Raw genomic sequence first — 25516 nt, forward strand, 5'->3', positions numbered from 1 at the left:
GGGCGCCAATGACAAAATAGGCAAAACCAGCCGCTTCCGATGTGCAGCCCAACTTGGTGCAGAATAGCGTCTATATAGATTTTTCTATTATCGACCTGAATCCTCAAGGTGCCCGCTCGACGTAATCCACATCCCATCTCCGAGATATGCAGCAGCCCCGCTCCCATCCGAGCATGCATCATAAATATCTTGCATTTCACTACGCTGAGATTTTCTAGCCCTCGTCATCTGCTTCAACTCTTCTGTCCGCTTATCAGAAGACCCTACGGCAATAAAGTAGCGATCTAGATTTTTTTCGTTTGCATCGAAGCTTCTACAAAATCGCAACAATCCCTCGAAGAGGTTGAAGCTAGTTAGCGCTAAGCTATGGCGTACTACTCGGCCCTCTGACAGAGAGCACTGTAACAACCCATATGGCTTAAGCTCTTCACCCCAAATTCGCTCTAATACTTTAATATCGATGCCATTGCGCCTAACGAAAATATAGGCTGTGCTCGTATCATTTACTCGCGCAAGAACATTTTTGTACATGCGCTGAGATGGCCTTAAAGGAATCCATCCTAAACTACGAACTGCTGACACAAATCCTGATGGGGTAGCGATGCCAAAAATTACTGGACAACCACGAGGCAGAACAATTTCGCCCATATTGCTTTCGCTTGCCTCAGACGCTTTACATTCGATTCTGCCCTTGCAGTCCCAATTGAGATATTTCCTCTGAATAAGCGAAGCATATCTTAACTCGCCACTTCCCAGCCTGACCACAACTTGATCATTTAAAGCTAAGTCCGTCCGAAAGCATTCAACGGGAAAGATTTTTGCCGAATCTAAAAACTTCACGAATGCAATTATGTAACTCATTGTGCACCCTCCATTGCGTATGCCAACTTATGCTCCTAAGTAATATCTAGCTTTCAATCATTTACCATTCAGCGGCTTTCAGCACGCCTTTGCCGGTACCGCCGTTGTGGAAAGTTATTCACGAAGCTTATGCAGTTCATTTCAGCGAAAGCTAGCAGCTTAGTCCAATCCATTGTGATCCTCTCTGGCACTGAGGGGAATAAGCGTAGGCCTGTGCTCGCGCGCGCTACAACCTCGATGTCATAAATCGTTCTGTGGAGGATCAACAGGGTTCAAAACGCCATTTTGAAGCAGCCAGGACTGGCCGCTATTGGCCGTTTTCTGAGCTTGTTTAGCGGTTGAACTGCCAGGATTTTCCTAAGCGATGAGTGAGTAATTGCATGGTCAGCAAATAGTAATAGCGCGTCGATTCAGTGTGCTGGTTTAGCTGGTGATTCAAAAACCACGCAAGGTGTTTTCTCTGCCAAGTCCATGGATTGTCGCGTTGCCAACGCTCAGCGATTGCTGTTTGGATAGCCTTCGCCTGACGCAGGTGGCGTTGGCGTGTGGTATGCGACCCGGTCAGGACGCCTGACAGGAACAGCTCCATATCGAATGGCTTGCTCATGCCTGACCGCCGATGTAGGCCGATACCACGTCGATTCGGCCATGCCCCAACTCGTAGCTGATTTGTGAGCGCGCCTCTCGATCAAGGTGTGGATCGAGCCGGCTGCATCTGCCGCCGTTTATTGGCGCGAGGTGATTGGTGATTTGCTCATAGCGTTCGCTGGCATACGCCGCCCGCAGCTCGTGGAATCCTTTGAGATCGTTCGTGTGGAGGAGGCCCCGTGCGGGGCGGACGATTTCTCGTTGAAAATTGAGGTAGCTCTCGTTCGGCGTAAGCAGGTTATGACTCCCGTCGGGAGATGCCTGTTCGAGATATCTGAGTGCTTCGCAAATATAATCATCCACTCTGATCCAGCGAGGTGCTGTTGCACCGCTGCGGCCACCTTTGGTGCCTTCCTGGATGTTGATCTTGCCGTAGCGTTCGGCTTCACGATGTAGGCGGGGAATATCGGCCAATATGACTTCACGCAAACGCATGCCGGTGGCTCGCGCCAACTGCGCGATGGCGGCAGCACGGGGATGCTGTTCGCGGAGCGCCTCGACGATACGCATCACGTGCTCACGATCTTGGCCCTGTGGAGCTGTCGTGCGAACACTGGTGCGCCGCATTCCCAACGCCTTGCTCGGACTCGGCACTTTCACATATTGATCACCGCGAAGCGCGGCCATGGTCCGATTCACACTTGATAACCGGTTTTGCGCGGTGGCGATGGCGAGCTCACCTTGTTCAACTTGCTGACGCAGATGTCCGGCGTAGTCCAGCAAGGTCTGCCGATCAATTTGTCGCGCATCGTTAAAACCAGGCCCATTCTCGGAGCGACACCAGCGTACAAACGCCTGCCAGCGATCACTGTGCGCCTTGACCGTGCCGTAATGCCCACCGCCAAACAGATCGCGCAGCGCCTGCGGTCCGGCATAGCTCAATTGCCGGCCGTAGCCAAAGTTGCGCCCGTCACGTTTACCTACCAATGCCATGATCAAAATCCTCTCAAAGCCAAAACCTTTGAAACTTCCCCCACTTCATCCCGCCATGGATGTTGAGTGTTATCAGGGATCAAGGCCCCTGCGACCTGTGAGGGTTGTCCTCTAACGCGGGACTGGCGGCTCTTTACAACCGGGAGCCTGGGTATCTCATGATCTAGCCTCCTGAACACCGATACCGGTGGGCGGGTGGAGGCTGCACTGGCTGACGAGACCAACGCCGCGAGATCCTGAGTCGGGTGAAGGCAGTGATGCAATGATCGGGGCACGCCTGACTGTCAGTCAGGTGCAGTCCATTCCGTGGGCTGCGGCACCATCATCTGCATCGCTGTTGCTGGTGACTTCGGTGTTTGTCACGCCGATTGTCACGAGGAGGAATGCCGCAATGCCTTGTACGAGTTGGGCTGCAGCAGTGGTAGGAGCGCCCGTCTCTTTCCAGAAGAAAGAGACGGGCGCAGGTTGGCGCAGTGAAATGGCCAAGCAGATAGGTTGCTGCAGGGCAGCTAGGTAGGGGGATGTATTTGCCGCAATGGCAATGATCTGAAGTGGGCATCCATCACTCGGTGAGTGACCGTGCGAGCCGCCGGACGCTAATCGCACTTTGGGAGAACCACCACGGTGTGGCGTAGCCTTAAAGGTTCTGGCTACCTGGGTTGCTGTCAACGACAGCGCTTGCCCGATCTTTTCTACGCCTGTGGATAATTTGGGTCAAGGCTCGAATTTTCGGGAATTCTGCGGCTGTGGATGAAATTATCCACCGGTGGAAATCCGTGGTTTTCCACAGATAATTGCGTGGGCTTTAGATTTTTCAATGAGGTCCATCCAAGCAGGGCGGCTTTGCAGCCCCGCTTGGATGGACCCGCGTAGAAGGGCGGACTGCGGTGATCTCATTGGCTTACCCACGTTTGGATGCGCCACGGCTATTTTGTAGGGCGGTAATGTTGTCGCCGACCGGATGAGCGAATTCGTGGGGCGTCACATGCCCATGGCGGTTGGCGTCGATGTAGTTGCTCCACCACGCCATGATTAGCCTACGCTGTTCGAGGAATTCAGCCTTGTGGATATAAGCGGCGCGTACGCGGTTGCGTTCCTTGTGGCTCATTTGTCTTTCGATGGCTGCGTCGGTCCATAACCCTGATTCCAGCAGGGCGCTACAGGCCATGGTCCTGAAGCCGTGACCGCACACGTCCTTGCTGGTGTCATAGCCGACGTTACGGAGCATGGTGTTCACGGTGTTCTCGGACATGGGCTTCCAGTACTTGTGGTCGCCCGGTAGTACTAACTCTGAAAAGCGACTGAGGCTGCGCAGGCGCTCCAGTATTTCGATGACTTGCGGCGACAGCGGGACCATTTGAATGTCGCCGTTCATCTTGGTCCCTCGTGTGGAGTTGCGTACCCCTTCAATCGGTGCGCGTGTATCGGGGATTTCCCACATGGCGCGTTGGAGGTCGAACTCACTCCATCGCGCGAAGCGCAGTTCGCTGGAGCGGACGAATACATGCAGCGTGAGTAGGACGGCAAGGCGTGTCAGCTCGCGACCGTTGTAGTTGTCGATACGGTGTAGCAGTTCGGGTAGGCGGTTGAGGGATAGGGCCGGGCGATGGACTGTGCGCGGCGCGTGAATCGAGCCTGCCAGATCCAGTGCAGGATTCATGGTGATCTGCCGAGCCCTTTTGGCCCCGCGCATGATGGTGGATAAGTAGTTCTGTACCCTTAACGCCACATCCATGGTGCCGCGTTCCTTGATGCGCTGGGTAATCTCTAGCAGGTCGTGGGTATCGAGTTCAGCGATGGGTCGTTGGCCGATCAGCGGGAAGACGTGGGTGCGCAGTCGGCTCATTACGGTTTTTGCGTGGCCTTCGGTCCAGCGGCGGGACATATCGGCGTGCCACTCCAGGGCAACGGTTTCGAAAAGCAGTGCCGCCCGCTGGGCTACGATTTTGGCCTTCTTCTTTTCTTCCATTGGGTCGAGGTTGTCGAGCAGCAACGCTTTGGCCTCGTCTCGCTTACGTCGTGCGATTGAAAGGGTAACGATGGGGTAATTGCCGATGATGAGCGTCCCTTCCTTGCCGCTCGGCTTGGTGTACTTCAAGCGCCAGGTCTTCACGCCATTGGTTTTGACGAAAAGGTACATGCCGCCGCCGTCGAACAGTTTGTAGGCGCGTTCGCGGGTTTTGGCCGTGCGGCATTGCAGGTCGCTGAGAGGGATCGCTAGACGTGGCATAGGGGTACGCGCTCCTGACCGGAAAATCGCAGTACCCCTAACATACCCTCGGGGAAGGGGGATTTTATTGGATCCCGACAGAGGGTCCTGGAACGAAAAAACCCGCCAAAGGGCGGGTTTTCGGGGCTTCCAGAGCATTTGGTGGAATGCAATGGAACCTAATGTGGTGCCGGCACCAGGAGTCGAACCCGGGACCTACTGATTACAAGTCAGTTGCTCTACCAACTGAGCTATACCGGCGTGCTAGGGCGACGATTATAGCGATTGGCAAGCATCTGTAAACCCCTGAATTCTGACTATTTTTGCAACCGACCGGGTTTTCTCTGCGCGGCCTCGTTTCAGCCACCCCAGCCCCGCCAATCCCATGCGCTGGATCACTGGAAAGGCCTGCGTGCAGAAAGCGGCAAGTGCCAATCCTGTCGTGGAACAACAACCTCCAGCCCGACGGCCGCCTCACCATCACGTTTTTCCGCGATGCGCAGCAAACCCAGCCGATTCAAACCGAGAACGGCTGGTGTGGCGACGGACCCGACTGGCGATTGCCAGGAGGATTATGAGTTCACCGAGCACCGTATTCGTGGTTAACGCGATTTAGCTTCAGATGAAATTTTGTGGCGAGGGAGCTTGCTCCCGCTGGGCTGCGCAGCAGGCCCAAAACAGCGGGAGCAAGCTCCCTCGCCACAGGTTTTGTCGTTCAGCTTTTTAGCTGCCTTCGTTACACGAATCGGCAAATTTCTTGTACTCAAACACCCGCTTCTGCCCATGGGAATCCAGGTAGGTCATCCGCGCATTCACCACGCCACACGCCGCGCCTCCATCGTCCACGGTCGACAGTACTTGCTGTACATCCAGCTTGGGGCTGGCCTGGGCCGAAAAGGCGGCAACGTTGAGCAAGGCAAACAGGCTGCTGGCGATGAGGGTGTTGCGGTTCATGGTGATGTCCTCTGAGGTTCAATAGGGTGTGTGTTGCGTTGGAGCCTATTGAGCGCCCGGGAGGTATCCGGCCTGTGTCATGCACCCGGCGTTTTGCCTCGGCATGTGTTGAGAAGGGGATTGCATACAACTTGATACAGAAACATATCCATTAGAGGTATTAGTGCCTCAGGGTCTTTCTCTTAGATGTTTTCGACATAACGGTCATCGTTTTTCCCTTGAATAAGGTGAGTCTTACCGTATTCTGTTTCGAAATATTAAACGTCATATAAATAGCGGAATCGTTTAACCCGGTTTACGGAATGTTGGCGGTTAATTACTAAGTTGTAATTTGATTCGTCAGCTAAGCAATTTTTCCTGACCAGGCGGCCAGAAAAATTGTTAGAAGCCGCCGCAAGCTTCTGATCTGAAAGAAAATGATAAAAATTCGCCAAATAAGTCAAAAATACGGCGCTCAGCCGCTCGTCGGAAAGAATTCATCAAAAAGCATCAAAATACTGACACCATCAATCTGATATCACAGAATGCCGCCAGCCAACACATAACTAGAAAAACCAAGGTCAGCTCAACGGGCTGACCTTTTTAACGCCTTTAAAGCGTAATAACCGGGGAGGGCAGTGGGTGAGTCGCGCAGACGATATTTCAAAACTATTCAATAAGCTGGGCGCCAATCCAAATGGCTACCGGGAGATGTACGCCGTCCATGATTATCTTGAGGATGACGTGGTGGTCGAGCCTTTCGACGCCGTGCCCATCCCGGCCCAAACCGCTTGCACCGTCGCGCTGGATGAGCCGCCGTCGGCGCCATTGCTGCGCTTGCTCGAAGAGCTGACCCAGGGCGAAGCCGATCACCTGCAACCTCCCGAAGTGGTCGAAGGGCCGACCGGTGAGGTGTACTCGGATCAATCCTCACCCAAGGTGATCGTGGTGGTCTCGCTCAAGGGCGGTGTCGGTCGCAGCACGCTGACCGCGGCCATTGCCAGCGGCTTGCAGCGTCAAGGCCACCCGGCCGTGGCGCTGGACCTGGACCCGCAAAATGCCCTGCGTCATCACTTGTGCCTGGGCCTGAATTTGCCCGGCATCGGCGCGACGAGCTTGAGCAATGAGTCCTGGGAAGGCCTGGCCGAGCGCGGCTTTGCCGGTTGCCGCCTCGTGGCCTTCGGTGAGACCAACAACGACCAGCAAAAAAACCTCAATCGCTGGCTCGGCGAAGACGCCCAATGGCTGCCCCGGCACCTGGCCGGCTTGCAGTTGAATGGCCAGGACACGGTGGTGATCGACGTGCCCGCCGGCAACACGGTGTACCTGCACCAGGCCATGGCCCTGGCAGACGTGGTGTTGGTGGCGGTGCAGGCGGATGTTTCCTCATTCAGCACCCTGGCCCAGATGGACAGTGTGCTGGCGCCGTACCTTGAGCGCGAAAAACCACCACAGCGTTACTACGTGATCAACCAACTCGACGGCGCCCACCGCTTCAGCCTGGACATGGCCGAAGTGTTCAAGGCCCGCCTCGGCGATGCACTGCTCGGCACGGTCCACCGTGACCCGGTGTTCAGTGAAGCCCAGGCCTGCGGCCGCGATCCCCTCGACCCTACCGTCAACAGTCTCGGCTGCCAGGACATTCATGCCCTGTGCCGCACGCTGCTCGAACGAATCGATTCGGACCTTCCATGACCGACACTACGTCCTCTACGCCCCACACTCCGGGGCGCGCCGAGCAGCGGCTGGACGCCGCGATTTCGCGCTTCAATCGCTGGCCCGATACGCTGCGCAAAGTGCTGGTGGTGATCAGTTGTGTGGTCGGCACCTTGCTGTTGGTGAGCATTGTCAGCGCCCCGCTGGACCTCTACAGCCAATGCCTGTTTGCCGCCGTGTGCTTCCTTGCGGTGCTGCTGCTGCGCAAGATTCCCGGGCGCATGGCGATCCTCGCGCTGGTGGTGTTGTCGCTGGTGGCGTCGCTGCGCTACATGTACTGGCGGCTGACTTCCACCCTGGGTTTTGAAACCTGGCTCGACATGCTGTTCGGCTACGGCCTGGTGCTCGCCGAGCTGTACGCGCTGGTGGTGCTGATCTTCGGCTACGTGCAAACCGCCTGGCCGCTGCGCCGCGAGCCGGTGTGGCTCAAGACCGAACCGTCGGAGTGGCCCACGGTCGACGTGTTCATCCCGACCTACAACGAGGCGTTGAGCATCGTCAAACTGACCATCTTCGCCGCCCAGGCGATGGACTGGCCCAAGGACAAGTTGCGCGTCCACGTGCTCGACGATGGCCGTCGCGACGACTTCCGCGATTTCTGCCGCAAGATCGGCGTGAACTACATCCGCCGCGACAACAATTTCCACGCCAAGGCCGGCAACCTCAATGAAGCGTTGAAGGTCACCGACGGCGAGTACATCGCGCTGTTCGACGCCGACCACGTGCCGACCCGTTCCTTCCTGCAAGTCAGCCTCGGCTGGTTCCTCAAGGACCCCAAGCTGGCGATGCTGCAAACGCCGCACTTCTTCTTTTCACCCGACCCGTTTGAAAAGAACCTCGACACCTTCCGCGCCGTGCCCAACGAGGGCGAGTTGTTCTACGGCCTGGTGCAGGACGGCAACGACCTGTGGAACGCGACGTTCTTCTGCGGCTCGTGTGCGGTGATCCGCCGCAAGCCCTTGCTGGAAATCGGCGGCGTGGCCGTCGAGACCGTCACTGAAGACGCCCACACCGCGCTCAAGCTCAACCGCCTGGGCTACAACACCGCTTACCTGGCGATCCCGCAAGCCGCGGGCCTGGCCACCGAAAGCCTGTCACGCCACATCAACCAGCGCATCCGTTGGGCGCGGGGCATGGCGCAGATTTTCCGCACCGACAATCCGCTGCTGGGCAAAGGCCTGAAGTGGGGCCAGCGCATCTGCTACGCCAACGCCATGCTGCACTTCTTCTATGGCTTGCCGCGGCTGGTGTTCCTCACCGCGCCGCTGGCCTACCTGATTTTCGGCGCGCAGATTTTCCACGCCTCGGCGCTGATGATTGTCGCCTATGTGTTGCCCCACCTCGTGCATTCGAGCCTGACCAACTCGCGGATCCAGGGGCGCTTCCGCCACTCGTTCTGGAACGAGGTCTACGAGACCGTACTGGCCTGGTACATCCTGCCGCCGGTATTGGTTGCGCTGGTCAACCCCAAGGCGGGCGGCTTCAACGTCACCGACAAGGGCGGGATCATCGACAAGCAATTCTTCGACTGGAAACTCGCCCGGCCGTACCTCGTACTGCTGGCGGTGAACCTGGTCGGGCTTTGCTTCGGTCTGTATCAATTGATCTGGGGCGACGAGTCCACCGCGGTCACCGTGGCGATCAACCTGACCTGGACCCTCTACAACCTGATCATCACCAGCGCTGCAGTGGCGGTGGCTTCCGAAGCGCGGCAAGTGCGCTCCGAGCCGCGGGTCAGCGCGAAATTGCCGGTCAGTGTGATCTGCGCCGACGGTCGTGTGCTCAAAGGCACGACCCAGGATTTCTCGCAGAACGGCTTCGGCCTGATCCTCGCCGACGGGCACCAGATTGCCCGGGGCGAACAGTTGCAGTTGGTGCTGTCGCGCAACGGACAAGACAGCCTGTTCCAGGCGCGGGTGGTGTTCAGCAAGGGCGCGCAGATTGGCGCGCAATTCGATGCACTGTCCCTGCGCCAACAAAGCGAACTGGTACGCCTGACGTTTTCCCGCGCCGACACCTGGGCCGCGAGTTGGGGCGCCGGCCAGCCCGATACACCGTTGTCAGCCCTGCGTGAAGTCGGTGCCATCGGCATCGGCGGCCTGTTTACCCTGGGTCGCGCCACGCTGCATGAATTGCGTCTGGCCCTGCGCCGCACTCCCTCACAACCGCTCGATACGCTGATGGACAAGCCATGACTTCCACACTATTTGCCCGCCCGCAGTCGCGCGGCGTGCTCGCGCTGATGATCGCTTCGCTGCTGGGCCTGGGCTCGCAGGCACAGGCCGCTGCACCCGCTGTTGCGGTGCAGAGCACTGACGACGGCTACAGCCTGACCCTCAAGCAACTGGGCCGTCGCGACACCATGAACCTGCAAGGCGTGGAAGCGTCCGACAGCGTCAACTTCGACATCCGTGCCGATGAAGTGGTGAAGGGCGCGCAACTGTTGCTCAAGTACAGCTACTCGCCGGCGCTGCTGGCGGACCTGTCGCAGATCAACGTGCTGGTCAACGACGAAGTCGCCGCCAGCCTGCCGCTGCCCAAAGAGGGCGCAGGTATCCAGCAGGAAAAACTGGTGCAGATTCCGGCGCACCTGATCACCGAATTCAACCGCTTGAGCCTGCAGTTCATCGGCCACTACACCATGTCCTGTGAAGACCCGCTGCACAGCAGCCTGTGGGCCAAGATCAGCAACAGCAGTGAGCTGAAAGTGCAGGTGCAGCCGATCGTCTTGAAAGACGACCTGTCGGTGCTGCCGCTGCCGTTCTTCGACAAGCGTGATGCGCGCCAGGTCAGCCTGCCGTTCGTGTTTGCCAGCGCGCCGGACAACGCCGCGCTGGAAGCTGCCGGAGCGCTGTCGTCGTGGGTAGGCGGCTTGGCCAGCTACCGGGGTGCGACGTTCCCGACCACCCTTGGCGAGATTCCGGCCAAGGGCAACGCCATCGTGCTGGTGCAAAGTACCCAGGCTGTGGATGTACACGGTGTGGCGGTCCCTGAGCCTAAAGGGCCGACCCTGACCCTGATCACCAACCCCAACGATCCGAATGGCAAGCTGCTGATCGTCTCCGGCCGTGATGGCGCTGAACTCAAGCGTGCCGCCACCGCCGTGGTGCTGGGCAACCCGGTGTTGACCGGCAACAGCGTGGTCATCACCAGGCTCGACACCCTGGCCCCGCGCAGCCCTTACGACGCGCCGAACTGGCTGCCCAGCAACCGTCCGGTACGCCTTGGCGAGCTGGTAGAACTGAAAAAACTCAACGTCTCCGGCTACAACCCGGGCCCGATCAGCGTCGACCTGCGCCTGCCGCCCGACCTGTTCAACTGGCGCGAAGAGGGCGTGCCGCTCAACGTCAAATACCGCTACACGCCGCAGCAGGTGTCCACCAACTCCTCCTTGCTGATCGGTCTGAACGACCAGTTCATGAAGTCCGTCGCGTTGCCGTCGGTGAGCAACCTGGGCGGCGGGCAGAGCCTGCTGGACCAGCTGAAGAAAGACGAAACCCTGCCCCGTGAAGTGACGACCCTGTTGCCGATCAGCTCGGCTTCGCCCAAGTCCAAGCTGCAACTGCGCTTCATGTACGACTACATCAAGGAAGGCGAATGCCGGGACATCATCGTCGACAACATGCGCGGTGCGATTGACCCGGACTCGAGCCTGGACCTGAGCAGCTACCAGCACTTTATCGCCATGCCGAACCTGGGCGTGTTCAACGATTCCGGCTTCCCGTTCACCCGCCTGGCTGACCTTTCGGAGTCGGCGGTGGTGATGCCGGACAACGTCGGCACCGATGAATTGAGCGCTTACCTGACTGTGATGGGCCGCTTCGGCGAGTCCACCGGCTACCCGGCCACCGCCGTCAAAGTGGTGCAGGCCAAAGACGTGCAAAGCGTTGCCGACAAAGACCTGCTGGTGCTCGCCACCGGCGGCAACCAGCCGCTGCTGCAGCAATGGCAGCAATACCTGCCGGCCACCAGTGACGGCCTGCAGCACCACTTCCTGTTGTCTGACCTGCCACGTTATGTGCGCAGCTGGATCAGCCCGGACGCCGCGGCCAACCAGCATACGGCCAATGCCGGCATCACCTTCAGCGGCCTGAGCAACAGCACCTGGTTCGCCGGCTTCCAATCGCCGCTCAAGGCCGGGCGCAGCGTGGTGCTGATTGCCAGCAACCAGCCTCAGGGCCTGCTTGAAGCGACCTCGGCGCTGATTGGCGGTGACGACTACAAAGACTCGATCCAGGGCAGCCTGGCGGTGGTGCAGGGCACGCAGATCAGCTCGTTGGTCGCGGACCAGCAGTACTACGTCGGCGACCTGAACTACTTCAAATTCATGCAATGGCAGCTGTCCCAGAACCTGGGCTGGATGCTGGCGATTACCTTCCTGGGGCTGCTGGTGCTGACCTGCCTGATCTACCTGGCACTGCGTGCCCGTGCAAAACGGCGGTTGGCATGAACCCTTTGCGTAGCGCGATCCTGGCGGTGATTAGCAGCACATTGCTTGCCGGTGCCGCCCAGGCACAGACCTGCGATTGGCCGCTGTGGCAGAACTATGCCAAGCGCTTTATCCAGGACGATGGCCGGGTGTTGAACTCGTCCATGAAGCCGACGGAAAGCAGCTCGGAAGGGCAGTCGTACGCGATGTTCTTTGCCCTGGTGGGCAACGACCGGGCGACCTTCGACAAGCTCTGGACCTGGACCAAGTCCAACATGGCGGGCGCCGACATCGGCCAGAACCTGCCGGCCTGGCTGTGGGGCAAGCGTGACGATGGCAAGTGGGGCGCGATCGACAGCAACTCCGCCAGCGACGCCGATTTGTGGATGGCCTATGCGTTGCTTGAAGCCGCGCGCGTGTGGAACGCACCGCAGTACCGCAGCGACGCGCAACTGGTGTTGGCCAACGTTGAACGCAACCTGATCGTGCGCGTACCGGGCCTGGGCAAGATGCTGTTGCCGGGGCCGGTGGGCTATGCACACGCGGGAGGCCTGTGGCGCTTCAACCCCAGCTATCAAGTACTGCCGCAACTGCGCCGCTTTGCAAAAGAGCGCCCGAACGCCGGCTGGAACGAAGTGGCCGAGAGCAACGCGAAGATGCTCGCCGACCTGCCGAGCAATCCCCATGGCCTGGCGGCCAACTGGGTCGGTTACCGCGCCACCAGCGCAAACACCGGGCTGTTTATCGTCGACCCGTTTTCCGATGACCTGGGCAGCTACGACGCGATCCGCACTTACCTCTGGGCCGGCATGACCGCCAAGAGCGACCCGCTGGCCGCGCCGATGCTCAAGGCCTTGGGCGGGATTTCCCGTGCCACCGCTGCGTCGGTCAACGGTTTGCCGCCGGAGAAAGTCCACGTGCTGACCGGTGAAGTCGAGAAAAACAACGGCTACACGCCGACGGGGTTCTCGGCCTCCACCATGGCCTTCTTCCAGGCCCGGGGCGAAACCGCCCTGGCGCAATTGCAAAAGCAGAAAGTCGACGACGCCCTTGCCAAGGCGCTCGCGCCTTCGGCCCCGGACAGCGCCCAGCCGATTTACTACGACTACATGCTCAGCCTGTTCGGCCAGGGCTTCGCTGATCAAAAGTACCGTTTCGAACAAGACGGCACGGTGAAATTATCCTGGGAGTCTGCATGCGCCGTCACACGCTAGCCATTGCGATTCTGGCGGCCCTGGCTTCCAGCGCCAGCTTTGCCGGAACCACTGACCCGCAAAGCCTGCTGATCGAGCAGGGCTATTACTGGCAGTCGAAAAAGAACCCGGAACGCGCCCTCGAGACCTGGCAGAAACTGCTGCGCCTGAGCCCCGAACAGCCGGATGCGCTGTACGGCATCGGCTTGATCCAGGTGCAACAACAGCGTCCGGCCGAAGCGCAAAAGTACCTGGCCCGCCTGCAGGCGCTGAGCCCGGTACCGCGCCAGGCCTTGCTGCTGGAGCAGGACATCACCGTCAACATCCCGGCCAACGCCAAGTTGCTGGAACAGGCCCGTGAACTCGGCGAGCCTGAAGAAGAGCGCGAACAAGCGGTGGCGCTGTATCGCCAGATCTTCCAGGGGCGCCAGCCTCAGGGCCTGCTTGCCCGCGAGTATTACAACACCCTGGGCTTCACGCCCAAGGGCACGAACGAGGCCATCGCCGGCTTGCAGCGTTTGTCTCGCGAGCGGCCGAACGACCCGATTGTGGCGCTGTTCCTGGCCAAGCATCTGGCGCGTAACCCGGCCACCCGCGCCGACGGCATCCGCGCCCTGGCCAAGCTGGCCCCGAACAACGACGTGGGCGGCAACGCCGATGAAACCTGGCGCTTTGCGCTGATCTGGCTCGGCCCGCCGAAGAGCGACCAGGTGCCGTTGTTCCAGCAGTTTCTGGCGGCGCATCCGGACGACAGCGAAATCCGTGCGCTGATGAACAAGGGCATTGCCCAAGGCAAGACCGGCGCCGGTTGGCAGCGTGATCCGCAGATGACCAAGGCGTTCAAGGCGCTGGATGATGGCGACCTGAAAACCGCCGAGCCGCTATTGGCGGCGCGCCTCAATGAAAAATCCAATGACGTCGATGCCCTCGGCGGCATGGGCGTGCTGCGTCAACAGCAGCAGCGCTTCAGCGAGGCTGAAAGCTACCTGGTTCAGGCCACCCGTTTGCCGGGTGGCGCGGCATGGCAGTCGGCGCTCAATGATGTGCGCTACTGGAACCTGCTCAACCAGGCCCGTGACGCCCAGCGTGGCGGGCGCGGCAGCCAGGCCCGCGACCTGGTGGCCCAGGCCGAACGCTTGAACCCTGGCCAGCCCGGCGCTGCCGTGGCACTGGCGGGTTTCCAGGCCCAGGACAATCAGTTCGACACCGCCGAAGCCGGCTACCGCAAAGTGCTCGCCCGTCATCCTGGCGACCCGGACGCGCTGAGCGGCTTGATCAACGTGCTGTCCCAATCCGGGCAGCCGGAAGAAGCCTTGAAGCTGATCGACTCGGTGTCGCCCGCCGAGCGCGCGAAGTTCGCGCCGAGTGTGAAAATCACCGCGTTGCGCGCTACCCAGGTGGGCAAGCTGGCCGAGCAGCGGGGCGATTTGAAAGCCGCGCAAGCCGCCTACAAACAAGCCCTTGATGCCGACCCGGAAAACCCGTGGACACGCTTCGCCCTGGCGCGCATTTACCTGCGCGACGGCCAGATTCGCAACGCCCGTGCCTTGATCGACGGCTTGCTGGCCAAGCAGCCGAACCAGCCGGACGCGCTGTACACCAGCACGCTGCTGTCGGCGGAGCTGGGTGAGTGGAAAAAGGCTGAAGAGACCCTGGCGCGTATCCCTGCGGGGCAACGTACCGCTGACATGAACGAGCTGGGTATCGATATCGCGCTGCACAAGCAGACCGACATCGCCATCGAGACCGCCCGCCGTGGCCAGCGCCCGGAAGCCCTCGCGCTGCTGGGCCGCAGTGAAGCCATGACCCGGCAGAAGCCTGAGCGCCTGGCGGTGCTGGCGGCCGCTTATGTGGAAGTCGGCGCGACGCAGCAGGGCCTGGATATCATGCAGAAGGTTCTGGATAACAATCCGAACCCGACCGTCGACCAGAAACTGCTGTACGCCAATGTGCTGCTCAAGGCCAACCACTACACCGAGGCGGGCGACATCCTGCGTGAAGTGCAGGGCAAGCCGCTGAGTGAAACCGGTCGCCAGCGTTACGACGATTTGATCTACCTGTACCGGGTCAAACAGGCTGATGCCCTGCGTGAGAAAAACGACCTGGTCGCGGCCTACGACATGCTGTCGCCGGCCCTTGCCCAGCGTCCCAACGACGCAATGGCGGTAGGTGCCCTGGCGCGGATGTACGCGGCCAGCGGCAATAGCAAAAAGGCCATGGAGCTTTATGCGCCGCTGATTCAGCAGAACCCGAACAACGCTCGCCTGCAACTGGGCCTGGCGGATATCGCGCTGCAAGGCCGTGATCGTGGCCTGGCGGAAAGCGCCAGTGAAAAGGCGCTGTCCCTGGAACCGGGCAACCCCGAGATCCTCACCTCGGCTGCGCGCATCTATCAGGGGCTGGGCAAGAACAACGAAGCCGCTGCACTGCTGCGCAAGGCGTTGGCGATTGAGAACAGCCAGAAGAGCCAGACGCAATTGGCTCAGGCCGGCTCCCAGGGCGTGCCTTACAACCCCTTCGTCGGCTTGCCGGGCCAGCGTCGCCAGGTCACCGACCTGACCGTTGCCGGCGCCGTGCCGCCGCCGATTGATGCACCGACCAATGTCGTGCCGGACAATGCCCTGGCAGCCTCCGCGCGTCCGGCGTCGAACAACTGGAACGAGCCGTTCGAGCCACCGTCGAGCATTGCTGCACTCGACACCGCCAACCTCAGCCCGGCACGTCGTGCGCTGGATACGATCCTGCGGGATCGCACCGGTTACCTGGTGCAGGGCTTGAGCGTTCGCAGCAACAATGGCGAAAGCGGCTTGAGCAAAATCACTGACGTCGAGGCGCCATTCGAAGCGCGGATGCCGGTGGGTGATCTGAACGTTGCGCTGCGCGTGACGCCGGTGCATGTGAGTTCCGGCAGCGTGAAGAGCGACTCTGCCACACGCTTTGGCGGCGGCACGGCCAACCCGGCGGGCTCCCAGAGCGACACGGGCGTTGGTCTGGCCGTTGCCGTGGAGAACCCGGATGAAGGCCTCAAGGCCGACATCGGTGTGAGCCCGCTGGGCTTTCTGTACGACACCATCGTCGGTGGCGCCAGCGTCTCGCGGCCGTTCTCCCAGGGCTCCAACTTCCGTTACGGGGTCAACGCTTCGCGGCGCCCGGTCACCGACAGTGTGACCTCCTTTGCCGGTTCCGAAGACAAGCGTACCGGCGAGAAATGGGGCGGCGTGACCGCCAACGGCGGGCGTGGCGACCTGAGCTACGACAACCAGAAGCTCGGTGTGTATGGCTACGCCTCGTTGCACGAGCTGTTGGGCAACAACGTCGAAGACAACACCCGGCTGGAACTGGGCAGCGGCATCTACTGGTACCTGCGCAATACCCCGACCGACACCCTGACCCTCGGCATCAGCGGTTCGGTCATGGGCTTCAAGGAAAACCAGGGTTACTACACCTACGGCCAGGGCGGTTACTTCAGCCCGCAGCGCTTCTTCTCCCTGGGTGTGCCGGTGCGCTGGGCGCAGAGTTTTGATCGGTTCAGCTACCAGATAAAAAGTTCGGTGGGCATCCAGCATATCGAGCAAGATGCGGTCGATTATTTCCCGGGGCATGACCAGCTCCAGAGTGACCGGGGCGATCCGAAATACGCCAAGGACAGCAAGACCGGCATCGGCTACAGCTTCAATGCCGCAGCCGAATACCGCCTCAGCTCGCGCTTTTACCTGGGTGGCGAAGTCGGTCTCGACAACGCTCAGGACTATCGCCAGTACGTCGGTAACGCCTACCTGCGCTACTTGTTTGAAGACCTGAGCGGGCCTATGCCCTTGCCGGTCAGTCCGTACCGTTCCCCTTATTCGAATTGATTTGATAGGAGTCATCCATGCCTGTTTCCGCTTCTGCTATTGCCGGCCTGACCCTGCTGGTATTGGGCGAAAGTCACATGAGCTTTCCTGATTCACTGCTCAACCCGCTGCAGGACAACCTCACCGCCCAGGGCGCCAAGGTTCACTCCATCGGCGCGTGCGGCGCCGGTGCAGCCGACTGGATCGTGCCGAAGAAAGTCGAGTGCGGTGCCGAGCGCCTGCCGGTTGGCAAGGCCGAGATTTTCGGCAAGAACGCCATGAGCACCACCCCGATCAAAGACCTGATCGCCAAGGACAAGCCGGACCTGGTGGTGATCATCATCGCCGACACCATGGCCTCGTACCCGGAGCCGCAGTTCCCGAAAGTCTGGGCCTGGAAAAGCGTGACTTCCCTGACCAAGGCCATCACCGAAACCGGCACCAAGTGCGTGTGGGTCGGGCCGGCGTGGGGCAAGGTCGGTTCGCAGTACAAGAAGGATGATGCGCGCACCAAGGTGATGTCGCAGTTCCTCGCCACCAACGTGGCGCCGTGCACCTACGTTGACTCGCTGACCTTCTCCAAGCCGGGCCAGTGGATCACCACCGACGGCCAACACTTCACCATCGACGGCTACCAGAAGTGGGCCAAGGCGATCGGCGACTCCCTGGCGAAGTTGCCACCGGCCGCCGTGGGCAAAGGAGCGCAATAATGAAACGGATCACCCTGGGCCTGGCGACCTTGCTCGCCAGCGTCAGCGCCTACAGCGCCGACATCCCGCTTTACCCCACCGGCCCGGAGAAGGATTCGGCCTTCCTGCGCCTGGCCAACGGCACCGACGGCGAGCTGAAATTGCTGCCCCAGGGTTCCAAGGCCAGCCTGGTGTTGGGTGGCGACAAACTGGTGTCTGACTACCTGCCGGTGTCGGGCGGCAAGACTCCGATCAAGGGCGTGTTGAGCCAGGGCGGCAAGGATTCCGAGCTGGCCGTGACCGTCGCGCCGGGCGAGTTCGCCACCGTAGTGGCCGTGCCGGACGCCAAGGGCGGCACGCGCCAGTTGGTGATCCACGAACAGCCGGATGACTTCAACGCACTGAAGGCCTCGCTGGCCTTTATCAACGCCGACGCCGCCTGCGCCGACGCGAGCCTGGAAGCCGTGGCGCAAAAAACCGAGCTGTTCAAGAAGGTCGCCGAAGGCGCGATTTCGCGCCGCATGATCAACCCGGTGGAACTGTCGGTGCAGCTCAAGTGCGCCAACGCGCCGGTGGGCCAGCCGCTGACCTTCACCCTCAAGGCCGGCGAACGCTACAGCGTGCTCGCACTGCCATCGGCCGCCGGTTCGAGGTTGCTGTTTACCTCCGACACGCTCGCTAACTGATCGGGCCCGACACCACCATGGTCTTTGCCTCACTGGAATTCCTCACGCTGTTCCTGCCGGCCTTCCTGTTGATTTATGCGCTGGCCCGTCCGGGCTGGCGCAACGTCATCCTGTTGATCGGCAGCTGGCTGTTCTACGGCTGGTTGAGCCCGCTGTTCCTGTTCCTGCACATGGTGTTGACCGTGGTGGCGTGGGTCGGCGGTTTGCTGGTGGACCGTTCCCGTGAAGACGGCAAGGGCCGGGTGCGGCTGTTGATCGCGTTGATCGTGTTCAACACCGCGGTGCTGTGTTGGTACAAGTACGCCAACATCGTCGCGGGCACCGTGAGTGAGGTGATCACCTGGTACGGCGCGATGCCGCTGGATTGGCAGCGCGTGGCGTTGCCGGCCGGGTTGTCGTTCATTGTGCTGCAGGCGATTTCGTACCTGGTGGATGTGCACCGGCACACCGTGCCGGTGGAGCGCAGCTTCATCAATTACGCGACCTATATCTCGATGTTCGGCCACTCGATTGCGGGCCCGATCATTCGTTATGACTGGGTGCGGCGCGAGCTGAACCAGCGTTATTTCAACTGGCCGAATTTCAGCCTTGGCGCTCGGCGTTTCATGATCGGCATGGGCATGAAAGTGCTGGTGGCCGATACCTTGTCGCCGCTGGTGGACATCGCCTTCCACCTGGAAAACCCGAGCCTGGTGGATGCCTGGATCGGCTGCCTGGCGTACTCGTTGCAACTGTTTTTCGACTTCGCCGGCTACAGTGCCATGGCCATCGGCCTGGGCTTGATGCTGGGCTTCCACTTCCCGGAAAACTTCAACCGGCCGTACCTCGCCAGCAGCATCCAGGACTTCTGGCGGCGCTGGCATTTGTCGTTGTCCAGCTGGCTGCGGGACTACCTGTACATCGCCCTCGGCGGTAACCGCGATGGCGTATGGCGTACCTACCGCAACCTGTTCCTGACCATGGCGATTGCCGGGTTATGGCATGGCGGCGACAGTTGGAACTACCTGTTGTGGGGTTCGGCCCACGGTATCGCGTTGTGCATTGACCGGGCGTGGTCGCGCTCGAGCCTGCCGAGCATTCCGCCGGTGCTGTCGCACATCTTGACGCTGCTGTTTGTGTGCCTGGCCTGGACGCTGTTCCGCGCACCGGACTTCCATTCGGCACTGACCATGTACGCCGGCCAATTCGGCATGCATGGCATGGCCTTGGGTGATGCGTTGGCCGTGGCCATGCGCCCGGCTCATGGCATGGCCGCGTTGCTCGGTTTGGTGTGCATCATCGCGCCGATCTGGCAGACCCGCTGCGAGCAGCGTTTTGGTACGCAGCCTTGGTTTGTGGTGGCCGCATCCCTGTGGCCGGTGGCCGGGTTTGTGTTGTCGTTCGCGCTGATTGCCAGCCGCGATGCCGTACCGTTTCTGTACTTTCAGTTCTAAGGAAGCCTGACGATGCCCGCCCCTACCGCGCCGACCCCACCGAGTGAACTGGCCGTCCGCACCAGCCCCCTGGCGGGCTGGGTGTTGGTGCCTTTCCTGGCGGCGGGGCTGTTGTCTTGCGTCTGGCTGATGGTCAAGGGGCCGGTGAGTTTCCTGCCGCCCAAGGTCGACAGCGACATGCTGCTGCACGGTGAAGTGACCCATCGGTTTGCCAAGGAATTGTCCAAGGCACCGATGGCCATCGAAGCGGCAAACCTGGAGCGCGGCGCCAGTTGGCTGGCGTTCGGCGACACCGGGCCGCGGGTGCGCCAGGGCTGCCCGGGCTGGCTGTTTATCAGCGATGAGCTGAAGCTCAACCGCCACGCCGAAGACAATGCGCGCACCAAGGCCGACGCGGTGATCGACCTGAAAAAGCAGCTAGGCCAGCGCGGTATTGATCTGCAAGTGATGGTGGTGCCGGATAAAACCCGCATCGCCGCTGCCCAGCGTTGCGGCTTGTATCGTCCGGCCGTGCTGGATGGCCGGATTCAGCAATGGAGCACGCTGTTGCAAGCGGCGGGCGTTGAAGTGCTGGATTTGACCGACACCCTGAAACCCCTCGGCCCGGATGCCTACCTGCGTACCGACACGCACTGGAGCGAAATCGGCTCGAATGCCGGCGCCCGCGCCGTGGCCCTGCGCATCCAGCAGCGCGGTATCCAGGCCACGCCGGAGCAAGCCTTCGACATTACCCAGGCACCGCTCGCACCGCGTCCGGGTGACCTGGTACGCCTGGCCGGTCTCGACTGGTTGCCGCCGAAGTTACAGCCGGTGGGCGAGCAGGTTGCGGCCAGCACCGCGCATGAGAACGGCCCGGCGGCGTCGAGTAACCCTGACGATTTGTTTGGTGACGCCGGCCTGCCGAACGTGGCACTGATCGGTACCTCGTTTTCGCGCAATTCGAATTTCGTGGGTTTCCTGCAAAAAGCCCTGAACGCTCCGGTGGGTAACTTCAGCAAGGACGGCGGCGAATTTTCAGGCGCCGCCAAGGCTTATTTCGACAGCCCGGCGTTCAAGCAGACGCCGCCCAAGCTGCTGATCTGGGAGATCCCGGAGCGGGATTTGCAAACACCTTACGACCCGATAAAGATTAGTCAGTAAATTGACCATTTACCGCTCGTCTTAAAGATTTCTTCAGAAACACCAAAATAATGACACCTTCATTCCTTTGTCACAGAATGCGTACACAAAGGCGCCCACAAAAAGACCTGCGGTAAGCATCAGTACAGCTGACCTTTCACGTCTTTAAGATGCGTCGTGAGGGAGTGTTGGCGATGAGCCGTACCGATGATCTTTTTTCGTTGTTCGATAAGACGACTGCCAGTGATGTTCAAGGGATGGATTCGATGCTGCAGTTCTTCGAAGACATGCCGGTCGACGACAGTGCCAGCCTCAGTATGGGCAGTGGCGCGTCGTTCTCCCGACATTCCCCTTGTGCCAACGAGCAGTCCCGCGAAGCCGCGAACATCCGGGCGAAGGTGGTAGCGCTGGTTTCGGTCAATGGCGGCGTCGGCCGCAGCACCCTGGCCACGGCGCTGAGCAGCGGTTTGCAGCGCCTGGGGCAGCCAGTGGTGGCGCTGGACCTGGACCCGCAAAACGCGCTCTATCACCACTTCGGCCTGAGCCATACCTTGCCCGGCATCGGGCGCACCAGCCTGCATAACGAGCGCTGGAGCCAGATCCTTCATTCAGGCTTTGCCGGTTGCCAGGTGATCACGTTTGGCGAAACCGATATCCGTCAGCAGGAAGACCTCCAGCGCTGGCTGAAACAGGAGCCGCATTGGCTGGCGCAACATTTGTCGGCCCTGGGCTTGGGTGAGCAGGACACGGTGATCATCGACACCCCGGCGGGTAATAACGTCTACCTGCATCAGGCACTGAACGTGGCCGATGTGGTGCTGGTCATCGCCCAGGCGGATGCGGCTTCCCTTGGCACCCTGGAGCAGATGGAGCAGTTGCTGGCGCCACACCTTGATGATCGGCCGGCGCTGCGTTGCCACTTCGTGATCAACCAACTCGACGAGACCTCGGGCTTTAGCCTGGACATGGTCGAGGTGTTCAGGAAGCGCCTGGGTGACAGCCTGTTGGAGGTGGTGCATCGGGATCCGGCGATCAGCGAGGCCCTGGCTTTTGGCAGCGATCCGCTGGATAACCAAGCCGCAAGCATGGCCTGTGACGATATAAACGCGCTTTGCCGCCTGCTGGTTGCCCACTGAAAAGCCCGGGTTATGCCGCTAACCTCAGATGCTTATGCACAATCGGTTGGTTCGACCTGTCATCAAACCGCAATTTTGCGGAGCGGTTCTCATCACGCTGCAACTGCCTGTTTTGCGTGCGTTTTATTTTGTGAACAAAAAATGACCAGTCAGCATTTTGCCCCGCGAAGCTTGCCGGCAGGGCCTCTGCCAGAATTCCATCAACAGAGTTATCCACAGGGCACGCTGCGACAAAATGCCCTTTAATTGCGCTCGGCGAGCAGCATCAGGTTGCGCGGGGTGAGCGGTGTTTCGCAGAAGCTGCCGACTTGAACCCTGTAACCGTTTTCTTCGAGAAACAATGCCCGGTCCAGCACCAGCCACATTTCCAGCGGGCGCCGAAACAGACCACGCACTAATTCCAGGTTTCGCACCTGCGCCAAGCGCTGCCAGCCTTGGGCCTCCAGTGCCGACCAATCCTGTTCCCCTGTGGATAATCCCTTGAGGGCCGCCAGTTCGCGGCAGTAGTCGGCGAACGGCTTGGCCAGCCAACTCGCGGGCAGGGACGGAGTGGGCAGGTAAGCATCGCTCTTGCGCAGTTGCCGCTGCAGAACATCAAAACCCAGGCGCCTGGCCATCGACGTATCGCGCTGCTGACGCACCCGCGCGCCTGCGGTAACGGTTTCGCTCAGCGGCAGGCCGAGGTCTTCCACCGATAAATGCAGTGACGACGCCTGGGCGGCAATCGACAGCGGCTGGTACTGCTCGGCGCGGATGCGGTTGTAGCAGCAGGGCGCCACGGCCAACTGCTGGCAGCCGGCGGCGCTGGCCAGCTGGAGCAGGCGCACATGCAGGTCGCCGCAGGCGTGCAGTGCCACCGGGGTTTGGTCGCGGCTGATCTGTACGTCGGCCATCACGTCTTGCAGGCGATGGGTGACGGGCAATTGATGGTGTTCGCTGAGGGCTTGCCCTGAGGCGATGAGGGCCGGGTCGTATTCCAGGCAGGTCAGTTGCTGCCCGGGTTGCAACAGGCGGCGGCCGAGGTGGCCCTTGCCGGCACACCAGTCTAGCCAGTGTTCGGGGGGTTGGCGAAATTGCAGCGCGGCACCGAAGGCTTCGATCTGCTGCCATTTGCGGCCGGGTACATCGACGTTCAGGCGATGACGGGCGGCGGGTAGCGGGCGGGACGGTAAGTTATCCACAGCGCTGAGATTCAGCGACTGCATGGCCAGCTCAGGGAAAGGCGCAGGCGCCGGCAGGTGGTGAGGCTGGTTATGGCTGCTTTCCGCTTCGGCCAGCGAGCGCTGGCGCAGCCAATGGGCCAGTTCGGGATGCTGGGTTTCCCACGGCAATTGCAGATGGGTAAAGGGCCGTGGTCGCCACAGCCCTTGATGTTCGGTGAGGAACGTATCCAGCGCCTGGAAGCGGGCGAGCAGGTGCTCACCCGTCAACAAGGCGTCAGCGGCCCTGGCAGGCATCGACCCGCAACCAGCGCTCCAGCAGCTTGAAGAAGCGCACCAGGACGTAGGACATCAGCAGGTAGAACAAACCCGCTGCGAAGAAGATCTCCACCGGCAGGTAGGTGCGGGCAATGATTGTGCGGGCCATGCCGGTCAGTTCCAGCAGGGTCACGGTACTGGCCAGGGCGCTGGCCTTGAGCATCAGGATCACTTCGTTGCTGTAGGCCGGCAGGCCGATGCGCGCGGCACGCGGCAGGATGATGTAGAACAGCGCCTTGGGCCTGGACATGCCCAGCGCCCGCGCGGCTTCGATTTCACCCGGCGGGATGGCCTGGATCGCGCCGCGCAGGATCTCGGCGATATAGGCGGCGGTGTGCAGGGTCATGGTGGCGGTGGCGCACCAGAACGGGTCCCGCAGGTACGGCCACATGAAACTCTCACGCACGGCGTCGAACTGTGCCAGGCCGTAGTACACCAGGAACAGCTGCACCAGCAGCGGCGTGCCGCGGAAGAAGAAAATGTAGCAGTAGGGCAGGGTGCGCACGTACCACAGGCGTGACGAGCGGGCGATGCCCAGCGGGATTGCCAGCAGCAGGCCGGCGATCACGGCGATGGCCACCAGCTCCAGGGTCAGGGTTGCGCCCTGGGCCAGTTTCGGCAGCCATTTAATGATCACGGCCCAGTTCAGGCCCAGGTCGAAATGCGACAGCCAGCTGTAGTCGCCACTCATTGCGTGCTCCTCGCAAAGCCGCGCGCGGCACGTTTTTCCAGGAAGTGCATGCCGGTCATCGCCAGGACAGTGAGGCCCAGGTACATGAAGGCCGCGACCATAAAGAAGGTGAAGGGCTGCTTGGTGACGGTCACGCCGATCTGCGCGTGGCGCATGATTTCTTCCAGGCCGATCACCGAGACCAGCGCGGTGTCCTTCATCAGAATCATGAACAGGTTGCCCAGGCCCGGCAGCGCGATGCGCCACATCTGCGGCATGATCAAGCGAGTGAAGATCCGGACCTTCGACAAGCCCAGTGCGACACCGGCTTCACGGTGGCCCTTGGGAATGGCCAGGATCGCGCCGCGGAAGACTTCCGTGGCGTAGGCGCCAAAGCACAGGCCCAGGGCGATCACCCCGGCGGCGAAAGCGCTGAGGGAAAGGTCGGGGTTGCCGAAAAACTCCCCGAGGGAGCGCATCAGGTTGACCGTGCCGAAGTAGATCAGCAGGACCCACAGCAGTTCCGGGATGCCGCGAACCAGGGTGGAGTAGCTGCCGCCAAGCCATTGCAGCGGCTTGTACGGGGAAGTCTTGGCCAGGGCGCCGGCCAGCCCGAGCACCAGCCCGAGGCACAGGGCGGTGAGCGCCAGCTTGACGGTCATCAGCGCGCCGGCGGCGAGCGCCGGGCCGAATCCGTAGAGGTCGAAATTCATGGTTTAGTCGTTTCGCAAGGCAAAGCTCAGGACCGGCGCACTCAAGCGAGCACGCCGGGCAGGCCATTCAGGATCACTCGATACTGAAAGGGAAGTACTTGTCGTTGATCTTCTTGTAGGTGCCGTCGGCCTTGATTTCAGCCAGGGCTTTGTTCAAGCGCTCGCGCAGCGGGTCGCCTTTGCGTACGGCGATACCGATCTTGTCGCTCTCGACCACCGGGTCGCCCTTGAATTCGTAGGCGGAGCCGTCTTTGCTTTTCAGCCACTCGTATTGCACGTACTTGTCGGCGAGCATCCCGTCCAGGCGGCCGGAAGTCAGGTCGAGGTAGGCGTTTTCCTGGGTGTCGTAGAGCTTGGCGGTGGTGTCCGGCAGCTTGTCTTCCAGGTAGGTACCGGCCAGCGTTGCGCGCTGTGCACCGATGATCTTGCCCTTCAGGTAGTCCGCGTCGGTCTTGAAGTCTTTGTTGGCTTTGGGCGCGATGAACTGCAGCTTGTTGGAGTAGTACGGGTCGGTGAAGTCGACGGCCTGCTTGCGTTCATCGGTGATGGACAGCGAGGAGACCAGGAAGTCGAACTTCTTGGCATTCAGGGCCGGGATGATGCCGTCCCAGTCGGAGACATACACTTCGCACTTCTCGACTTTCATCTTGGCGCACAGGGCGTCGCCGATGTCCTTGTCGAAGCCGACGACGTTGCCGCTGGCATCTTTATTGTTGAACGGCGGGTAGGCCGCTTCGATCCCCATTTTCAAGGTTTCAGCCATCGCCGTGGCGCTGAACGCCATCGAAACAGCGGCGGCCAAGAGGAATTTTTTATAGTTCTGCATGCATGTTGCTC

The 25516-nt window shown here is 60.7% G+C and carries 19 protein-coding genes and 1 tRNA gene; 10 read left to right on the forward strand and 10 right to left on the reverse strand.

Annotation, left to right across the window (positions count from 1 at the left end):
• Positions 1 to 87 precede the first annotated feature (87 nt).
• From HYE77_RS21380 to HYE77_RS21405, 6 genes are all read right to left on the reverse strand, one after another.
• Positions 88 to 861: a hypothetical protein gene (locus tag HYE77_RS21380; RefSeq protein ID WP_177069289.1), complete on the reverse strand. Its 774-nt coding sequence runs from the start codon at positions 859 to 861 to the stop codon at positions 88 to 90.
• A gap of 331 nt (positions 862 to 1192) precedes the next feature.
• Positions 1193 to 1468, reverse strand: a complete 276-nt coding sequence (locus HYE77_RS21385; protein WP_177069290.1) for a hypothetical protein — start codon at positions 1466 to 1468, stop codon at positions 1193 to 1195.
• Complete coding sequence (locus HYE77_RS21390) at positions 1465 to 2442, reverse strand: integrase domain-containing protein (RefSeq protein ID WP_177069291.1); 978 nt, start codon at positions 2440 to 2442, stop codon at positions 1465 to 1467. The genes HYE77_RS21385 and HYE77_RS21390 overlap by 4 nt, the downstream gene beginning before the upstream one ends.
• A gap of 901 nt (positions 2443 to 3343) precedes the next feature.
• Entirely contained in the window at positions 3344 to 4672 is a 1329-nt protein-coding gene (locus tag HYE77_RS21395) for an integrase arm-type DNA-binding domain-containing protein (RefSeq protein ID WP_177069292.1), read from the reverse strand.
• A 164-nt stretch (positions 4673 to 4836) separates the two neighbouring features.
• Positions 4837 to 4912, reverse strand: a tRNA-Thr gene (locus tag HYE77_RS21400).
• 462 nt (positions 4913 to 5374) lie between these two features.
• Positions 5375 to 5605: a DUF2790 domain-containing protein gene (locus HYE77_RS21405; RefSeq protein WP_003218078.1), complete on the reverse strand. Its 231-nt coding sequence runs from the start codon at positions 5603 to 5605 to the stop codon at positions 5375 to 5377.
• 690 nt (positions 5606 to 6295) lie between these two features.
• Here HYE77_RS21405 and bcsQ (HYE77_RS21410) point away from each other — a divergent pair.
• The 10 genes from bcsQ (HYE77_RS21410) (at position 6296) to bcsQ (HYE77_RS21455) (ending at position 21818) form a co-directional block, all read left to right on the forward strand.
• Positions 6296 to 7279 carry a cellulose biosynthesis protein BcsQ gene (gene bcsQ / locus HYE77_RS21410; protein WP_177069293.1) on the forward strand — a complete coding sequence of 328 codons (984 nt, stop codon included), beginning with the start codon at positions 6296 to 6298 and terminating at the stop codon, positions 7277 to 7279.
• Positions 7276 to 9495, forward strand: coding sequence for a UDP-forming cellulose synthase catalytic subunit (gene bcsA, locus HYE77_RS21415; protein WP_003218076.1), 2220 nt, complete (start codon positions 7276 to 7278; stop codon positions 9493 to 9495). The genes bcsQ (HYE77_RS21410) and bcsA overlap by 4 nt, the downstream gene beginning before the upstream one ends.
• Positions 9492 to 11750 carry a cellulose biosynthesis cyclic di-GMP-binding regulatory protein BcsB gene (gene bcsB / locus HYE77_RS21420; protein ID WP_008435714.1) on the forward strand — a complete coding sequence of 753 codons (2259 nt, stop codon included), beginning with the start codon at positions 9492 to 9494 and terminating at the stop codon, positions 11748 to 11750. Before bcsA ends, bcsB begins: the two co-directional genes overlap by 4 nt.
• Positions 11747 to 12943 carry a cellulose synthase complex periplasmic endoglucanase BcsZ gene (gene bcsZ, locus HYE77_RS21425; protein WP_177069294.1) on the forward strand — a complete coding sequence of 399 codons (1197 nt, stop codon included), beginning with the start codon at positions 11747 to 11749 and terminating at the stop codon, positions 12941 to 12943. The genes bcsB and bcsZ overlap by 4 nt, the downstream gene beginning before the upstream one ends.
• The gene (locus HYE77_RS21430) at positions 12925 to 16776 is read left to right on the forward strand and encodes a cellulose biosynthesis protein BcsC (RefSeq protein WP_177069295.1); all 3852 of its coding nucleotides are present in this window, start codon (positions 12925 to 12927) and stop codon (positions 16774 to 16776) included. Before bcsZ ends, HYE77_RS21430 begins: the two co-directional genes overlap by 19 nt.
• A 17-nt stretch (positions 16777 to 16793) precedes the next feature.
• Positions 16794 to 17465, forward strand: a complete 672-nt coding sequence (locus HYE77_RS21435; RefSeq protein ID WP_003218072.1) for an SGNH/GDSL hydrolase family protein — start codon at positions 16794 to 16796, stop codon at positions 17463 to 17465.
• Positions 17465 to 18130: an alginate O-acetyltransferase AlgF gene (locus tag HYE77_RS21440; RefSeq protein ID WP_177069296.1), complete on the forward strand. Its 666-nt coding sequence runs from the start codon at positions 17465 to 17467 to the stop codon at positions 18128 to 18130. The genes HYE77_RS21435 and HYE77_RS21440 overlap by 1 nt, the downstream gene beginning before the upstream one ends.
• A 17-nt stretch (positions 18131 to 18147) precedes the next feature.
• On the forward strand, positions 18148 to 19563 hold the full coding sequence (locus HYE77_RS21445) for an MBOAT family protein (protein WP_003218070.1): 1416 nt from the start codon (positions 18148 to 18150) through the stop codon (positions 19561 to 19563).
• A 12-nt stretch (positions 19564 to 19575) separates the two neighbouring features.
• A complete protein-coding gene (locus HYE77_RS21450) occupies positions 19576 to 20703 on the forward strand; it encodes a cell division protein FtsQ (protein WP_008435708.1) in 1128 nt (375 codons plus the stop codon).
• 173 nt (positions 20704 to 20876) lie between these two features.
• The gene (gene bcsQ, locus HYE77_RS21455; RefSeq protein WP_177069297.1) at positions 20877 to 21818 is read left to right on the forward strand and encodes a cellulose biosynthesis protein BcsQ; all 942 of its coding nucleotides are present in this window, start codon (positions 20877 to 20879) and stop codon (positions 21816 to 21818) included.
• 242 nt (positions 21819 to 22060) lie between these two features.
• Here bcsQ (HYE77_RS21455) and HYE77_RS21460 read toward each other — a convergent pair whose 3' ends face one another.
• The 4 genes from HYE77_RS21460 to HYE77_RS21475 form a co-directional block, all read right to left on the reverse strand.
• Positions 22061 to 23275 (reverse strand): methyltransferase, encoded by a 1215-nt coding sequence (locus HYE77_RS21460; protein WP_177069298.1) that lies wholly within the window; start codon positions 23273 to 23275, stop codon positions 22061 to 22063.
• Positions 23256 to 23945, reverse strand: coding sequence for an ABC transporter permease (locus HYE77_RS21465; RefSeq protein ID WP_032899447.1), 690 nt, complete (start codon positions 23943 to 23945; stop codon positions 23256 to 23258). The genes HYE77_RS21460 and HYE77_RS21465 overlap by 20 nt, the downstream gene beginning before the upstream one ends.
• A 38-nt stretch (positions 23946 to 23983) precedes the next feature.
• Entirely contained in the window at positions 23984 to 24679 is a 696-nt protein-coding gene (locus HYE77_RS21470; protein ID WP_003218063.1) for an ABC transporter permease, read from the reverse strand.
• 73 nt (positions 24680 to 24752) lie between these two features.
• Positions 24753 to 25505: an ABC transporter substrate-binding protein gene (locus HYE77_RS21475; RefSeq protein WP_003218061.1), complete on the reverse strand. Its 753-nt coding sequence runs from the start codon at positions 25503 to 25505 to the stop codon at positions 24753 to 24755.
• Positions 25506 to 25516 lie beyond the last annotated feature (11 nt).

The organism is Pseudomonas sp. IPO3774 (genome assembly GCF_013386835.1).
Lineage (GTDB): Bacteria > Pseudomonadota > Gammaproteobacteria > Pseudomonadales > Pseudomonadaceae > Aquipseudomonas.

What these genes read in the sequence shown, in the direction of transcription:
- HYE77_RS21380 (WP_177069289.1), bottom strand. Translation starts at nt 861, where the DNA reads ATGAGTTACATAATTGCATTCGTGAAGTTTTTAGATTCGGCAAAAATC.
- HYE77_RS21385 (WP_177069290.1), bottom strand. Translation starts at nt 1,468, where the DNA reads ATGAGCAAGCCATTCGATATGGAGCTGTTCCTGTCAGGCGTCCTGACC.
- HYE77_RS21390 (WP_177069291.1), bottom strand. Translation starts at nt 2,442, where the DNA reads ATGGCATTGGTAGGTAAACGTGACGGGCGCAACTTTGGCTACGGCCGG.
- HYE77_RS21395 (WP_177069292.1), bottom strand. Translation starts at nt 4,672, where the DNA reads ATGCCACGTCTAGCGATCCCTCTCAGCGACCTGCAATGCCGCACGGCC.
- HYE77_RS21405 (WP_003218078.1), bottom strand. Translation starts at nt 5,605, where the DNA reads ATGAACCGCAACACCCTCATCGCCAGCAGCCTGTTTGCCTTGCTCAAC.
- bcsQ (WP_177069293.1), top strand. Translation starts at nt 6,296, where the DNA reads ATGTACGCCGTCCATGATTATCTTGAGGATGACGTGGTGGTCGAGCCT.
- bcsA (WP_003218076.1), top strand. Translation starts at nt 7,276, where the DNA reads ATGACCGACACTACGTCCTCTACGCCCCACACTCCGGGGCGCGCCGAG.
- bcsB (WP_008435714.1), top strand. Translation starts at nt 9,492, where the DNA reads ATGACTTCCACACTATTTGCCCGCCCGCAGTCGCGCGGCGTGCTCGCG.
- bcsZ (WP_177069294.1), top strand. Translation starts at nt 11,747, where the DNA reads ATGAACCCTTTGCGTAGCGCGATCCTGGCGGTGATTAGCAGCACATTG.
- HYE77_RS21430 (WP_177069295.1), top strand. Translation starts at nt 12,925, where the DNA reads ATGCGCCGTCACACGCTAGCCATTGCGATTCTGGCGGCCCTGGCTTCC.
- HYE77_RS21435 (WP_003218072.1), top strand. Translation starts at nt 16,794, where the DNA reads ATGCCTGTTTCCGCTTCTGCTATTGCCGGCCTGACCCTGCTGGTATTG.
- HYE77_RS21440 (WP_177069296.1), top strand. Translation starts at nt 17,465, where the DNA reads ATGAAACGGATCACCCTGGGCCTGGCGACCTTGCTCGCCAGCGTCAGC.
- HYE77_RS21445 (WP_003218070.1), top strand. Translation starts at nt 18,148, where the DNA reads ATGGTCTTTGCCTCACTGGAATTCCTCACGCTGTTCCTGCCGGCCTTC.
- HYE77_RS21450 (WP_008435708.1), top strand. Translation starts at nt 19,576, where the DNA reads ATGCCCGCCCCTACCGCGCCGACCCCACCGAGTGAACTGGCCGTCCGC.
- bcsQ (WP_177069297.1), top strand. Translation starts at nt 20,877, where the DNA reads ATGAGCCGTACCGATGATCTTTTTTCGTTGTTCGATAAGACGACTGCC.
- HYE77_RS21460 (WP_177069298.1), bottom strand. Translation starts at nt 23,275, where the DNA reads ATGCCTGCCAGGGCCGCTGACGCCTTGTTGACGGGTGAGCACCTGCTC.
- HYE77_RS21470 (WP_003218063.1), bottom strand. Translation starts at nt 24,679, where the DNA reads ATGAATTTCGACCTCTACGGATTCGGCCCGGCGCTCGCCGCCGGCGCG.
- HYE77_RS21475 (WP_003218061.1), bottom strand. Translation starts at nt 25,505, where the DNA reads ATGCAGAACTATAAAAAATTCCTCTTGGCCGCCGCTGTTTCGATGGCG.